We start from the raw sequence: 12,792 nt of genomic DNA, 5'->3' as shown, positions 1-12,792 counted from the left end.
GATTCTAAATGGAATCTTCTTGTTTTTGCAATTGACAAATGGAATGAAGTTTTATAATATATAAATCGTAATCATTACGTTTTAGTTGCGATTTTTGAAAGAAAGGAGAATTAAATATGCGTGTAAATATTACATTAGCTTGTACGGAGTGCGGTGATCGTAATTACATTTCTAAAAAAAATAAACGAAACAATCCAGAACGCATCGAATTAAAAAAATATTGTCCACGATTAAAGCGAGTAACGTTACATCGTGAAACGAAGTAGAAGACTAGAGATATCTCTAGTCTTTTTTTATAGTTCTTTGGTTTTGTTTGTTATAATTACCTTAAATTGTAATAAAGGGAGCGGTATGATGAATCAAAAAGATAAAGAAAGAAAAGAGCAAGTGGCTCATATTATTAATATTCCAGATGAATATAGTCTTGTTGTAGATGATCAAGAAGGGGTTGATGACCCGTATCATTTATTGTGGTGGGCACATAAAGATGATGAGGAGAAACAGATACAAATTACATTAAATAGACATACTGGTAATTTAATTGAATTTAAGATAGATGATGAAAATTCTTTTTCAAGTGGCAAGGAAGCGATAGAGGAGAAGAAGGCAAGAGAGATTGCAAATGCGTTCTTGAAAAAATATACAAAAGAAGGATATGAATTCTATACATATGTAACGGTTAAGGACGACAGGCGCGGTTGGAAAGAAGTAAATTATATGCAAGAAGTGAATAGCTATCCATTGCCGAATACAGGGTGCGTTGTGCGAGTGCACTCTTCAGGTAATGTTGTGCATTTTCATTACAATGGACAAAAAGCTATAGAGAAAAAACCGTTATGGCCAAGTGAAATTGTTGAGGAGAATATCGTTTTAGAAAATTTGAAAGCTAGACAAGATATGAGACTTGTATTTATAGATTTAACATACTCTTCATGTGAGTATGAAAACGGGGAAGAAGTAAAAGGGTACCATCTTGTATATGAACCAGAGCCTAGTCATGCGTTTATTGATGCAAGTACAGGTAAAGATTTATTTGGACCAGATCATTATAAATTGCCTTCGGCTGTAGCTGTTGAAAAATCGAAAAAAGGTAACGAACGAGGTGAAGTATTCGAATTATTTGACTGGAATAAAGAAGGTTTTACAAAAGTAGATGAGACAGAAAGTGATGATGAAATAAGGATGAAATTTGTTCCGAAAGAGGAATTACAAAAACAGAAAGAAGAAAAGAATCCATATTTAATGAATGAATTCTTTAAAAAGCATTTACCGATGTTGAAATATAATAATTTAGTTAGCGTTAAAATTGATAAATTAACCAATGAATTAACTGGTTTTATAAAACTGACAGATGATAAAGAAGTAAAGCAAATACTGTCTAGAGAGGAATGTTTACAAAAAGCACTTCAATTTTTAGAACGAGTTATTCCAGATATCACACAATATCTGCGTCTTTGGGAGGAACGTGAAGAAGCAGAAGATGGGATTGAAAGATTTATCTTTTCTGTATATATAAATGATATTCCGGCAGAGTATAACCAATTTATGATTAACATCAATGCAGAAAATGGTGCTGTTATGCACTACTCGGGGGAGTCTAGCAACTTTATAAAAGAATTGCTCACATACGAAATAACACCAAAAGTAACTAAAGAAAAAGCGTTAGAAATATACAGAGAGGCTATCCGAGTTAAATTAGAATGGTCTTTAGATCATGATGCAGAGGAAACGAAATACAAACTACTTTACAAACAAACGACAGATGAAAAACATAAAGAACCTTTTGATTGTAGGCGGGAAATTCGTTATATTGATGCCCAAGCGGGGAGAAAGATTTGGAGTAAGTAAAATAAAAAGAGTTATTTTTCAAAGAAAAAATAACTCTTTTTATTTTTATACTTTGCCTGTTCGTTTTTCAAAAGTAAATGTGATAGGAAGATTGGAATAAGAACTATCACTTTTAAATATTACTTTCCATTCTTTAGTATGGGCTTTAATTTCAAAATTAAGAAGATTCATCGCTCTACGTTTATCTATTTCTAAAAACATATTATGAATTTCTGGTTCTTGCTGTAAATTAAGAGCCTTTAGTGTGACTGTAAATGTGAAAAAATTCTGCCCTTCATATACTATTTTTGATATTTTTGTTTTTTGTTTATTTAACAGCACATAAAAACGGTCTGATGGAGTTAATTGTACAGAGTCATCAGTAATTTCATTCTCGCTATTATGAAGTTCAACTAAGTAAGATGTACTATGGGAAGAATCTTTTTTGCTTGTAATCTGTAATTCAGTAGGAATCATCGGTATTTCATAAAAATCATTTCTTATTATGTTGTTGTAATCCTCTGAAAATTTACGAACTTCTTTTGGAAAAGAGTCATCTTGTGTACTTAAAAAAGTTTTGTTTTGATTTGGAATTTTTTTACTAAAATTTAATGTTTCTTTAAAGTAATAATTGGATCCAGTTAAAAATAAACAACTACAGATTAATAAAAAAATTCGATACGGATTTTGAAAGTGAAAGAATAATAGTATACATGTAATAATTCCAATTACATAGAAAATAAAGATAAGTAGTTCTAGTTTTGAGTGAAAGGAGAAACCATAGTTATGAAAAAATTTTATTCCAGTTATAATTTGAGCTCCAAAAAATAAAGAAATTCCAAATTGAAAAAATAATAAATCAGGCCCTCTTTTAATAACAAAAGTAATGAACGAAATGAAAAGTAAAAATACCCCTAAATAAATTGTTACATTTAATAATCGTTCTAATGTAATCATGAATAGTGTCCCCTTTAATAGCATATTCATATATAAATAACAATTTTATTTAATTATAATATAACGATAAAATATTTTAAATGTTAGAAGTGTTGAGTTTTATAAATAAACTGTACAGACACAAACAACCTCACGCCCACATACACATAATAAAGACCACTATTTTGGCGGAGGTGAAAGGTTTGAGTCTATTCGCCGCAATTGGATATATGGTTCGAGAAGTGTTTGTCTTTGTTTCTTATGTGAAGAACAATGCGTTCCCGCAGCCGTTATCATCAGATGATGAGAGAAAGTACTTAGAGTTAATGGAGCAAGGTGATGCTCAAGCGAGAAATCTTTTAATTGAACATAATTTACGGCTTGTAGCTCATATCGTTAAAAAATTTGAGAACACAGGAGAAGATGCAGAAGATTTAATTTCAATTGGTACGATCGGGCTCATTAAAGCGATCGAGAGCTATTCTGCAGGAAAGGGAACGAAGCTTGCGACGTATGCAGCACGCTGTATTGAAAATGAAATTTTGATGCATTTACGTGTACTAAAGAAAACGAAAAAAGATGTTTCACTTCATGATCCGATCGGGCAAGATAAAGAGGGCAATGAAATATCGCTTATTGATATATTAAAATCAGAGTCTGAAGATGTAATTGATATGATTCAGCTTAGTATGGAGTTAGAAAAAATTAAAGAGTATATCGATATTTTAGACGAAAGAGAAAAAGAAGTGATTGTGAAACGTTTTGGACTTGGGCTAGATAAGGAGAAAACACAGCGGGAAATCGCTAAGGCGCTTGGTATTTCTAGAAGCTACGTATCACGGATTGAAAAGCGTGCTTTAATGAAAATGTTCCACGAGTTTGTAAGGGCAGAGAAAGAGAAAAAAGCGAAAGAGTAAAGTGTATTAGAAGCAGCCATATTTAAAATGGGCTGCTTTTTTTATTGTAAATAAGAAAAGAAAACGCGTTATGCTAAGAAGAAATACATGTTCACTGTTGAAAATGACGGATTCTATCTGTAATATTAGAAGGTGCTAAATAATTTAAGAATAATACCATACTTAGTTTTCTGTATATATAATAAGGCTGCTTTATATGATATGTGGGAATAAGAACCAATTTTACATATGATATAGAAAGAAAAGAAGGGAAAACTAAAGTTATAGACTGATTAGGGGGTTTCGCAATTTGCGACGTACATTATATCGACTTATGATAGAACTTACAAATGGTCGCTTTACTTCTTATATATTACGTAAATTTGCACAATCTCGTTTGAGCTCTATCATTATTCCATCGTACGCGAAAGTTTTTCAAATTAATCAAGATGAGATGGAAAAGGGTTTGAAGGAATATAGAACATTGCATGAATTATTTACGCGTAAGCTAAAAGAAGGAAAGCGTAGTATTGATACAGATGCATCGAGTATTGTTAGTCCTGTTGATGGTGTTTTTGCAGATCATGGTCCTATTGAGGATACAAAAACATTTGATATAAAAGGAAAGCGCTATTCAATTGTGGATATGCTAGGTAATGAAGAACGTGCAACGCGATATGCAGGCGGTACATATATGGTAATTTATTTGAGTCCAAGTCATTATCATCGCATTCATAGTCCGCTTTCTGGTTCTGTGACTGAAAGATTTGTACTCGGTAGAAAATCATATCCGGTAAATGCAGCTGGTATGGAATACGGGAAAGAACCACTGTCAAAAAATTATCGTTCTGTTACAGAAGTAAGCAGTGATGGCGAGCATATGGCTCTTGTAAAAGTAGGTGCTATGTTTGTTAATAGTATTGAGCTTTTGCATGAGAGAGACACTGTTCAAAAAGGTGAAGAAATGGCATACTTTACATTTGGTTCAACAGTTGTGTTATTGTTTGAAAAAGATATGATAGAAGTAGTGCAGGAATTAAAGAGTGGACAAGAGCTTCGTCTTGGTGAAAAAATAGCTACTCGCTTAGCTCATAAATAAAGAAAAGCTTTTATAACCGTAAGTAAGAGTTATGGGCAAAGATACTTAATGATGAAATCCCCTAGATGGGAGTACTTGTTTATTCGAGAGCCATCGTAGGATGGCTCTTTTTACAGGGCATCTAATAATTTATCCTGTAACTGTTTGATTGGTAAGGGCTGATTAAACTTTCACTTTATATGTAATCAAGATGATTTGACAAGCTTGTCCTCTAATGAGCGTCTAATGATTTCTTGTTTTATAAGTAAAATGAAGTCGGGATTTAATTTTAGTTCTTTTGCTTTATAATAAGACTCAGTGAGTAACTCAGTGGATAACTGTTCCATATGTTTTGTTTTCAAGGTGAGTCACCTCCTAATAATATAAGGATTGATTCGTTGATGCATTTAATGTACCAAAAAAATATGACAGTCACAAACGAGTGGTTATCCACATACCTAGGTGGATAAAGTGTGTATAGTTTGTTAGTAAATTCCAAATTAACTGAAAAATTAATGTGGAAAATGTGTACAATTTTATCCACAGGTTATATATCGAAAAATGTTGTCGAAAAATTTTATGAAAAATCCTCAAAGAGGTGAAAGAAATTGAAACTATTTTTACCAAATGAATATGTGAAAAATGTATATCATGTTCAACCAGAAGATTTAAAAAAACGTGGGATTAAAGGCGTTATTACTGACTTAGATAACACTTTAATTGAATGGGATCGTCCCAATGCAACGCCGCAACTTGAAAAATGGTTCTTGGAAATGAAAGAGCAAGGCATTCAAGTAACGGTCGTTTCAAATAATAATGAGCAACGTGTGAAAGATTTTGCTGATCCATTAGGTATTCCATTTATTCATAGTGCACGTAAACCATTTGTTCGCGCATTTAAGCGTGCGATACAAGAGATGCGTTTGCAGCCAGATGAAGTTGTAGTAATTGGAGATCAGTTACTGACTGACGTGCTTGGTGGAAACCGAGTAGGCCTTCATACAATTTTAGTTGTACCGGTAGCACAAACGGACGGATTAGTAACGCGCTTTAATCGAAAAATTGAACGAAGAATTATGAAAAATATGAAGAAAAAAGGTTTAATTAACTGGGAGGAATAAAGTTTGACTGAAACAATTAAATGTATTGGTTGCGGTGTAGAAATTCAAACAGAAAATAAAAACGAAGTGGGGTATGCTCCTGCCTCATCTTTAGAGAAAGAACAAGTCATTTGTCAACGTTGTTTTCGCTTGAAGCATTACAATGAAATTCAAGATGTATCGTTAACAGATGATGACTTCCTACGCATTTTAAATGGAATTGGAAAATCAGATGCATTAGTAGTCAAAATTGTAGATATTTTTGATTTTAATGGTAGCTGGTTACCTGGCTTACATCGTTTCGTAGGGAATAATAAAGTATTACTTGTTGGAAATAAAGCTGATTTAATTCCAAAGTCAGTAAAACATGATAAAGTAAAACATTGGATGCGCTATAGTGCAAAGCAGCTAGGATTAAAACCAGAAGATGTCTTTTTAATTAGTGCAGCGAAGGGACAAGGAATTGCTGAACTAGCAGATGCTATTGAGTATTATCGCGGCGGCAAAGATGTTTATGTTGTTGGATGTACGAATGTAGGGAAATCGACATTTATTAATCGTATGATTAAAGAATTTAGTGATGAGACTGAAAATGTAATTACAACATCTCATTTCCCAGGAACAACACTGGATTTAATTGATATTCCATTGGACGAAGAGTCTTCTTTATATGATACGCCAGGTATTATTAACCACCACCAAATGGCTCATTATGTTGGAAAGCAAAGCTTAAAGCTTATTACACCAACAAAAGAAATTAAGCCGATGGTATTCCAATTAAATGAAGAACAAACGTTATTCTTTAGTGGATTGGCACGTTTTGATTATGTAAGTGGTGGTCGTCGTGCATTTACTTGTCACTTCTCGAATCGCTTAACAATCCATCGTACAAAGCTTGAGAAAGCAGATGAATTATATAAAAATCATGCCGGGGATTTATTAAGCCCACCAACGCCAGAAGAATTAGCAAATATGCCTGAGCTAGTGAAATACGAATTTAATATTCGTGAACCTAAAACGGATGTTGTATTCTCTGGATTAGGATGGGTTACTGTGAACGAACCAGGAGCAAAAATTGTTGCACACGTACCAAAAGGAGTAAGTGTTTCACTACGTAAATCTTTAATTTAATATGGAGAGGGATTTATGAAACAATTATATGGTGTAATCGGAAATCCAATTGGACATTCATTATCACCCGTTATGCATAACGATGCATTTGAACACTTGAATATGGATGCCCATTATCATGCGTTCCTTGTTGAAGAGGAATTGCTAGGGGAAGCAGTAAGAGGTTTAAAAGCATTAGGTATTTCAGGATTTAATGTAACAACTCCGCACAAGGTTGCTATTATGGAGTATTTGGATGAGATTGACCCATTGGCAAGGAAAATCGGTGCAGTAAATACAGTGGTTCATAAGGATGGAAGATTAATTGGCTATAACACAGACGGGATTGGTTTTGTTCGAGCGCTGCAGTCAATTAGTAATGAACCACTTCAAGGGAAACGTATTTTGTTACTTGGTTCAGGTGGTGCTAGCCGAGCTATTTATTTTTCTCTTGCTGATGTAGGTGTAAAAGATATTGATGTAGCCAATCGTACAGTAGATAAGGCGAAGGAACTTATTGCTGCACGTACGGCCGATGTTAATTCTGTTGCTTTGTCGTTAGAAAAAGCGACAGAAGAACAAGGAAATTATGATATTATCATTCAGACGACAACGATAGGTATGCATCCGCACGTAGAATATACGCCATTACAAATTTGTTCGTTAAAAAAGGGAACGATTGTATCAGATATAATTTATAATCCATTTGAAACGAAAATTTTATGTGAGGCAAAAGAGCAAGATGCAATCATTCAAAATGGTATTGATATGTTTGTTTATCAAGGAGCACTTGCATTTGAAATGTGGACAGGACGCACCCCAAATATCGAGAGAATGAAACAATTAGTTATAGAAAAGCTTGGAGGCTAACATATATGTTAACAGGAAAACAAAAAAGATTTTTACGTGCACAAGCACATCATTTAACACCAATTTTTCAAGTAGGAAAAGGCGGAGTAAATGAAAATATGATTAAACAAATTGCAGATACTTTAGAAGCTCGTGAGTTATTTAAAGTAAGTGTATTACAAAACTGTGAATTTGATCGCCGTGAGGTTGCGGAAGAACTTGCAAAAGGTGCACGTGCTGAAATCGTTCAAGTAATTGGAAGCACAATCGTTTTATACAAAGAATCAAGAGAAAATAAACAAATTAAGCTTCCTCGATAAAAAGATTAGCATGCGCTATTTTTATCGCTGATGCGTAATGATGTAGAGAGCGAAACCAATTGAACTTTTATTAATAGCAACTCTCTTCATTCCTAACCGAGGAGAGTTGCTGTATATAAAAGGAAGGGGCGTTTCTTTTGAGGAAAATTGGCATCATTGGCGGTACATTTGATCCGCCTCACTATGGACATTTGCTAATTGCAAATGAAGTATATCACGCTTTGAACTTGGAAGAAGTATGGTTCTTGCCAAACCAGATTCCCCCACATAAACAAGGGCGGAATATTACAAGTGTAGAAAGTCGTTTACATATGTTAGAGCTCGCGACTGAGGCAGAAGAACACTTTTCTATTTGTTTAGAAGAGCTAAGTAGGAAGGGCCCATCTTATACGTATGACACTATGTTACAATTGACGAAGAAGTATCCGGATGTGCAGTTTCACTTTATTATTGGTGGGGATATGGTTGAATATTTACCGAAGTGGTATAACATTGAAGCTTTACTTAATCTTGTAACGTTTGTTGGAGTTGCAAGACCTGGGTATACATTGCATACACCATATAAGATTACTACAGTGGAAATTCCGGAATTTGCAGTTTCTTCATCCTTATTACGTGAGAGATATAAAGAGAAGAAAACGTGTAAATATTTACTTCCTGAAAAAGTACAGGTATATATCGAGAGGAATGGGTTGTATGAATCGTGAGAATGCACTGCATATTGTCAAACAACAAATGCATGAAAAACGTTATATACACACAATTGGTGTAATGGAGACAGCGATTGAGCTTGCTAAGTTATACGGTGTGGACGAGAAAAAAGCAGAGATGGCAGCTATATTCCATGATTATGCGAAATGTAGAGCAATTTCAGAAATGGAAGAGATTATTAAACGTGAAGATTTGCCGAAAGATTTACTTTGCTATAACAAAGAGTTATGGCATGCACCTGTTGGGGCATACTTAGTAGAAAAAGAAGTAGGCATTACGGATTCTGAAATTTTGCAAGCTATTACATATCATACAAGTGGTCATGAGAATATGACGATGTTAGATAAAGTGATTTATGTAGCTGATTACATTGAACCTGGGCGAAAGTTTCCAGGAGTGGAAGAGGCTCGTAAACTCGCATATACGGATATAAATCAAGCCCTATTATTTGCGTTAAAGAGAACAATTCAATTTTTAATGGAAAAAGATCAGACGATTTATCCATTAACATTCCAAACATACAATGCAGTTATCAAGGAGGAAATGAGTAAATGAACGATAAAGAATTATTAGTATTAGCGGCAAAAGCAGCTGATGATAAGAGAGCAGAAGATATGGTTGTCCTAAATATGCAAGGTATTTCACCAATTGCAGATTATTTCATTATTTGTCACGGAAATTCAGATAAACAAGTGCAAGCAATTGCACGTGAAATTAAATCAAAAGCACATGAGTTCCAAATCGACGTACAACGTATGGAAGGGTTTGACGAAGCACGTTGGGTATTAGTTGATCTTGGAGATGTAGTTGCTCATGTATTCCATAAAGATGAGCGTAATCATTATAATTTAGAGCGTCTATGGGGCGATGTGCCACGTGAAGATATTACAGAAGAGTTAGGCCAATGAAATACGAACAATTTGCATTGTTGTACGACGAACTAATGAATGATGTCCCTTATGATAAATGGGTGGAATTTACAGAGGGAAGTTTACAGCAGGCAGGTATGAAAGAGGCAAAAATTCTTGATGTAGCATGCGGTACAGGTAATGTAACCCTGCCGCTTGTGCAAAAGGGTTACGATTTAATAGGTGTCGATCTTTCAGAAGAAATGTTAACAGTCGCTCAGCAAAAACTAGGCGGAGAAGGGCATTTTATTCCTTTTTACCAACAAGATATGCGCGAGCTTGATGTTCCGGGTGAGTTTGACTGTGTAACGATTTTTTGTGATTCATTAAATTATGTATTGCAAGAAGATGGAGTACAAGAAACATTTAGAAGAGTATTTCACCATTTACGTCAAGATGGTTTGTTTTTATTTGATGTACACTCTTTATATAAAATACATCATGTATTTCAAAATGAAACGTATACAGTGAATGGAGAAGAAATATCTCTTATTTGGAATTGCTTCCCTGGTGAAGAATCAAATAGTGTAGAGCATGATTTAACATTCTTTGTTCAAGATCCAGAAGAAGATGTGTACCATCGGTTTGACGAATGTCACGTGCAACGTGCATATCAAGTGGAAGAGTTAACGAAATGGCTTGAAGAAGCAGGTTTTACAGTGCTTCGTGTAACAGGTGATTTTGAGCGACTTGAAGTTACAGAACAAACAGAGCGTATTTTCTTCATGGCGAAGAAAAACGGATAAAAACAAAAGCAACCGAGAAGGTTGCTTTTGTTTTATAAAGAAGATGTATTTTTAGTTCTAGCATAATCTAAAGATCGTATGCGTAAAGTGTGGGAATAGTAGTTGAAGTGAAAATGTATTGTAAAAAAGTAAGTATTTATAAAAAGGATTTGGAATGAAAATGACGTATTTATTATGTGTGTTTATTGAATTGCTGATCAACGCATTCTAAATCTTCATCAAATTTTTCATGTGTTCGCTCGATTAACTTATGGAACATATCTCCAACGTGTTCTTCTAAAACCCGAATGCCTTCCCCAGTAACGCCGCCTTTCACGCAAACCTTTTCTTGTAAGGTAGGTAATGTGAAGATTTCTTTTTCAAGTAATTTCCCCATCCCCACGACCATTTCACTTACTAAAGTAGTAGCCTCTTCGTGTGTAATATTTGTTTTATCTACAGCAGCGTTAATGAAGCATTGTAGTAAATAACTAAAGAAAGCAGGACCGCAACTTGCTATATCAGATGAAACGCGCGTTATATCTTCTTTTATTACAAGAGGTGTAGAAATGTTTTTGAATAGATGAAGTAGTTTTTGTTGCCATTCTTCAGAGCAATTATCTCCAAATGTAAATAGTGAGGCGCCAGAGAGAGCGCGATTTGTGATACTTGGAATGATACGCGCGACGTGGCAAGGTACGAGAGTCTCTAATTGTGATGGAGATATTGGACTTGTAATAGAAACTAAGCACGTTTCATCAGAAAAATGTTCAGCGTATTTTTTTAGGATAGGGTATATATCTATCGGCTTAACACAAATAAAAATAAGTTGTGATTGTTCGATTACTTCCGGGATTGTTTTTGCTATCTGAACAGAAGGGTATTTTTCTTTTATATGATATGCTTTTGCGGGCGTCCGATTAATGATTGTAAGGCAAGAAGGTTTGACAGCACGGGTTTCTAAAAATGCATCGATTAGTATATTTCCCATGTTTCCTGTCCCTATAATTCCTATGTTCAAAGTTTCATCCCTCCTTCGTAACAGCTTTCTCCTAAACAATATGAATGATGTTATAAATTTATGATTAGAGGTGTAAAATGATGTGGGATTTTCCGAAAAAGTGGTTAGGTTTAGTAGCTATTATTGGAACTTTACTTTTTCTTGTTTTTTGGAAAACGAATCAGAATGTAGAACGAACGCCTATTACAATGAATGTACAAGAGAAGGAGATAGAAAAAAAGGGTAAACCGAAAATATCGGATACAAAGGAACAGAAAAGAACAATTATAATTGATGTGAAAGGAGCGGTTAGTAAAGAAGGGGTATATGAAATGAAGGAAGGAGATCGCGTAAAGGATGCGGTTCAAAAGGCTGGTGGTTTTTTATCAGAAGTAGATATGAAAAAAGTAAATTTAGCACAAATTGTACAAGATCAAATGCTTCTTTATATACCGAGTAAAAATGAGTCAGAACAAGGGGTGCTTACTTCTTCTAAGGAAGATGGCAAGATTCGAATAAATACAGCGGCGAAAGAACAACTAGAAAAAATTACAGGGATTGGCTCTCGAAAGGCAGAAAGTATTTTGAAATATCGAGAAGAACATGGTCCGTTTCAGAAAATAGAAGATTTATTAGAGATTGATGGGATTGGTGCGAAGTCTCTTGAAAAGATAAAAGGTCAAATTATTATTCCGTAAAAGATTGACGAAGTTTTTCTTCTTTCGCTACACTACAAGTAGACAAAAAAGTAGGTGAAAAATATGGAACGAATTTCATGGGATCAATATTTTATGACGCAAAGCCATCTACTATCTTTGCGTAGTACATGTACAAGGCTTGCGGTAGGAGCGACAATCGTTCGCGATAAACGAATTATTGCTGGTGGGTATAATGGTTCAATTAAAGGTGGCGTACATTGTATAGATGATGGTTGTTACGTAATCGATAATCATTGTGTTCGGACAATTCATGCCGAAATGAATGCTTTATTACAATGTGCCAAGTTTGGTGCGAAAACAGAGGAAGCAGAAATTTACGTTACGCATTTCCCTTGTTTACAATGTTGTAAGGCAATTATTCAAAGTGGTATTACAGCGGTTTATTATGCACAGGATTATAAAAATCATCCATACGCCATAGAGTTATTTGAACAAGCGAACGTAACAGTGAAGCACGTTCCGCTAGAATATGATATTGCTGCATTAGAGGAGCAAAAACGTTATACAGAGTTGAAAGAATTATTTGCGTCTTTAGAAAAAGATAATTTATCAATGGAAGAATTACAGCATGTATTCACGAAAGCAAAAATGATGCTATAAGGAGTGAGTATAA

General features: G+C 34.5%; 17 protein-coding genes. 14 read left to right on the top strand and 3 right to left on the bottom strand.

The features are described 5' to 3' along the window. The first annotated feature begins 116 nt into the window (after positions 1–116). Both rpmG and D1166_RS11315 read left to right on the top strand, forming a co-directional pair. Entirely contained in the window at positions 117–266 is a 150-nt protein-coding gene (gene rpmG / locus D1166_RS11320; protein WP_001265617.1) for a 50S ribosomal protein L33, read from the top strand. Between the two features lie 88 nt (positions 267–354). Beyond that, entirely contained in the window at positions 355–1,848 is a 1,494-nt protein-coding gene (locus D1166_RS11315) for a YcdB/YcdC domain-containing protein (protein ID WP_097856086.1), read from the top strand. Positions 1,849–1,893: 45 nt separating this feature from the next. Here D1166_RS11315 and D1166_RS11310 read toward each other — a convergent pair whose 3' ends face one another. After that, positions 1,894–2,814 (bottom strand): hypothetical protein, encoded by a 921-nt coding sequence (locus tag D1166_RS11310; RefSeq protein WP_080024551.1) that lies wholly within the window; start codon positions 2,812–2,814, stop codon positions 1,894–1,896. Positions 2,815–2,966: 152 nt separating this feature from the next. Here D1166_RS11310 and sigK point away from each other — a divergent pair, with 152 nt between their 5' ends. Both sigK and D1166_RS11300 read left to right on the top strand, forming a co-directional pair. Next, the gene (gene sigK, locus D1166_RS11305) at positions 2,967–3,680 is read left to right on the top strand and encodes an RNA polymerase sporulation sigma factor SigK (protein ID WP_000051382.1); all 714 of its coding nucleotides are present in this window, start codon (positions 2,967–2,969) and stop codon (positions 3,678–3,680) included. A gap of 289 nt (positions 3,681–3,969) precedes the next feature. Further along, positions 3,970–4,758, top strand: coding sequence for a phosphatidylserine decarboxylase (locus D1166_RS11300; RefSeq protein ID WP_001255000.1), 789 nt, complete (start codon positions 3,970–3,972; stop codon positions 4,756–4,758). Between the two features lie 185 nt (positions 4,759–4,943). Here the strand turns inward: D1166_RS11300 and sda are convergent, their stop codons facing one another. Then, positions 4,944–5,099: a sporulation histidine kinase inhibitor Sda gene (gene sda, locus D1166_RS11295; protein WP_000850094.1), complete on the bottom strand. Its 156-nt coding sequence runs from the start codon at positions 5,097–5,099 to the stop codon at positions 4,944–4,946. Positions 5,100–5,345: 246 nt separating this feature from the next. Between sda and D1166_RS11290 the strand changes: the two genes are divergently transcribed. The 8 genes from D1166_RS11290 (at position 5,346) to D1166_RS11255 (ending at position 10,481) form a co-directional block, all read left to right on the top strand. Further along, positions 5,346–5,858, top strand: coding sequence for a YqeG family HAD IIIA-type phosphatase (locus tag D1166_RS11290; protein WP_000765314.1), 513 nt, complete (start codon positions 5,346–5,348; stop codon positions 5,856–5,858). A 3-nt stretch (positions 5,859–5,861) separates the two neighbouring features. Next, positions 5,862–6,968 (top strand): ribosome biogenesis GTPase YqeH, encoded by a 1,107-nt coding sequence (yqeH, locus tag D1166_RS11285; RefSeq protein WP_000140799.1) that lies wholly within the window; start codon positions 5,862–5,864, stop codon positions 6,966–6,968. A gap of 15 nt (positions 6,969–6,983) precedes the next feature. After that, positions 6,984–7,817: a shikimate dehydrogenase gene (aroE, locus tag D1166_RS11280; RefSeq protein ID WP_097856087.1), complete on the top strand. Its 834-nt coding sequence runs from the start codon at positions 6,984–6,986 to the stop codon at positions 7,815–7,817. 5 nt (positions 7,818–7,822) lie between these two features. Then, positions 7,823–8,116 (top strand): ribosome assembly RNA-binding protein YhbY, encoded by a 294-nt coding sequence (gene yhbY, locus D1166_RS11275; RefSeq protein WP_000955224.1) that lies wholly within the window; start codon positions 7,823–7,825, stop codon positions 8,114–8,116. A gap of 137 nt (positions 8,117–8,253) precedes the next feature. After that, positions 8,254–8,823 (top strand): nicotinate-nucleotide adenylyltransferase, encoded by a 570-nt coding sequence (gene nadD, locus D1166_RS11270; protein WP_001226048.1) that lies wholly within the window; start codon positions 8,254–8,256, stop codon positions 8,821–8,823. After that, positions 8,813–9,382, top strand: a complete 570-nt coding sequence (gene yqeK / locus D1166_RS11265; protein ID WP_001078477.1) for a bis(5'-nucleosyl)-tetraphosphatase (symmetrical) YqeK — start codon at positions 8,813–8,815, stop codon at positions 9,380–9,382. The genes nadD and yqeK overlap by 11 nt, the downstream gene beginning before the upstream one ends. Beyond that, the gene (rsfS, locus tag D1166_RS11260) at positions 9,379–9,735 is read left to right on the top strand and encodes a ribosome silencing factor (protein WP_000998193.1); all 357 of its coding nucleotides are present in this window, start codon (positions 9,379–9,381) and stop codon (positions 9,733–9,735) included. The genes yqeK and rsfS overlap by 4 nt, the downstream gene beginning before the upstream one ends. Beyond that, positions 9,732–10,481: a class I SAM-dependent methyltransferase gene (locus D1166_RS11255; protein ID WP_000873080.1), complete on the top strand. Its 750-nt coding sequence runs from the start codon at positions 9,732–9,734 to the stop codon at positions 10,479–10,481. Before rsfS ends, D1166_RS11255 begins: the two co-directional genes overlap by 4 nt. A gap of 172 nt (positions 10,482–10,653) precedes the next feature. Here the strand turns inward: D1166_RS11255 and comER are convergent, their stop codons facing one another. Next, positions 10,654–11,481, bottom strand: a complete 828-nt coding sequence (comER, locus tag D1166_RS11250; RefSeq protein ID WP_118043309.1) for a late competence protein ComER — start codon at positions 11,479–11,481, stop codon at positions 10,654–10,656. Between the two features lie 77 nt (positions 11,482–11,558). Here comER and D1166_RS11245 point away from each other — a divergent pair, with 77 nt between their 5' ends. After that, a complete protein-coding gene (locus tag D1166_RS11245) occupies positions 11,559–12,158 on the top strand; it encodes a helix-hairpin-helix domain-containing protein (RefSeq protein WP_000989929.1) in 600 nt (199 codons plus the stop codon). Positions 12,159–12,221: 63 nt separating this feature from the next. Next, a complete protein-coding gene (locus D1166_RS11240; protein ID WP_000439773.1) occupies positions 12,222–12,779 on the top strand; it encodes a ComE operon protein 2 in 558 nt (185 codons plus the stop codon). The last annotated feature ends 13 nt before the right edge of the window (positions 12,780–12,792 follow it).

The organism is Bacillus sp. ISO11, assembly GCF_003458115.1.
GTDB lineage: Bacteria > Bacillota > Bacilli > Bacillales > Bacillaceae_G > Bacillus_A > Bacillus_A cereus.
The sequence above is the reverse complement of the archived record's forward strand: the minus strand, read 5'-3'. Positions and strand labels throughout refer to the sequence as shown.

Excerpts from the sequence above, each read along its gene's own strand:
- rpmG (WP_001265617.1), top strand. The coding sequence starts at position 117 with ATGCGTGTAAATATTACATTAGCTTGTACGGAGTGCGGTGATCGTAAT.
- D1166_RS11315 (WP_097856086.1), top strand. The coding sequence starts at position 355 with ATGAATCAAAAAGATAAAGAAAGAAAAGAGCAAGTGGCTCATATTATT.
- D1166_RS11310 (WP_080024551.1), bottom strand. The coding sequence starts at position 2,814 with ATGAATATGCTATTAAAGGGGACACTATTCATGATTACATTAGAACGA.
- aroE (WP_097856087.1), top strand. The coding sequence starts at position 6,984 with ATGAAACAATTATATGGTGTAATCGGAAATCCAATTGGACATTCATTA.
- yhbY (WP_000955224.1), top strand. The coding sequence starts at position 7,823 with ATGTTAACAGGAAAACAAAAAAGATTTTTACGTGCACAAGCACATCAT.
- yqeK (WP_001078477.1), top strand. The coding sequence starts at position 8,813 with ATGAATCGTGAGAATGCACTGCATATTGTCAAACAACAAATGCATGAA.
- rsfS (WP_000998193.1), top strand. The coding sequence starts at position 9,379 with ATGAACGATAAAGAATTATTAGTATTAGCGGCAAAAGCAGCTGATGAT.
- D1166_RS11255 (WP_000873080.1), top strand. The coding sequence starts at position 9,732 with ATGAAATACGAACAATTTGCATTGTTGTACGACGAACTAATGAATGAT.
- D1166_RS11245 (WP_000989929.1), top strand. The coding sequence starts at position 11,559 with ATGATGTGGGATTTTCCGAAAAAGTGGTTAGGTTTAGTAGCTATTATT.
- D1166_RS11240 (WP_000439773.1), top strand. The coding sequence starts at position 12,222 with ATGGAACGAATTTCATGGGATCAATATTTTATGACGCAAAGCCATCTA.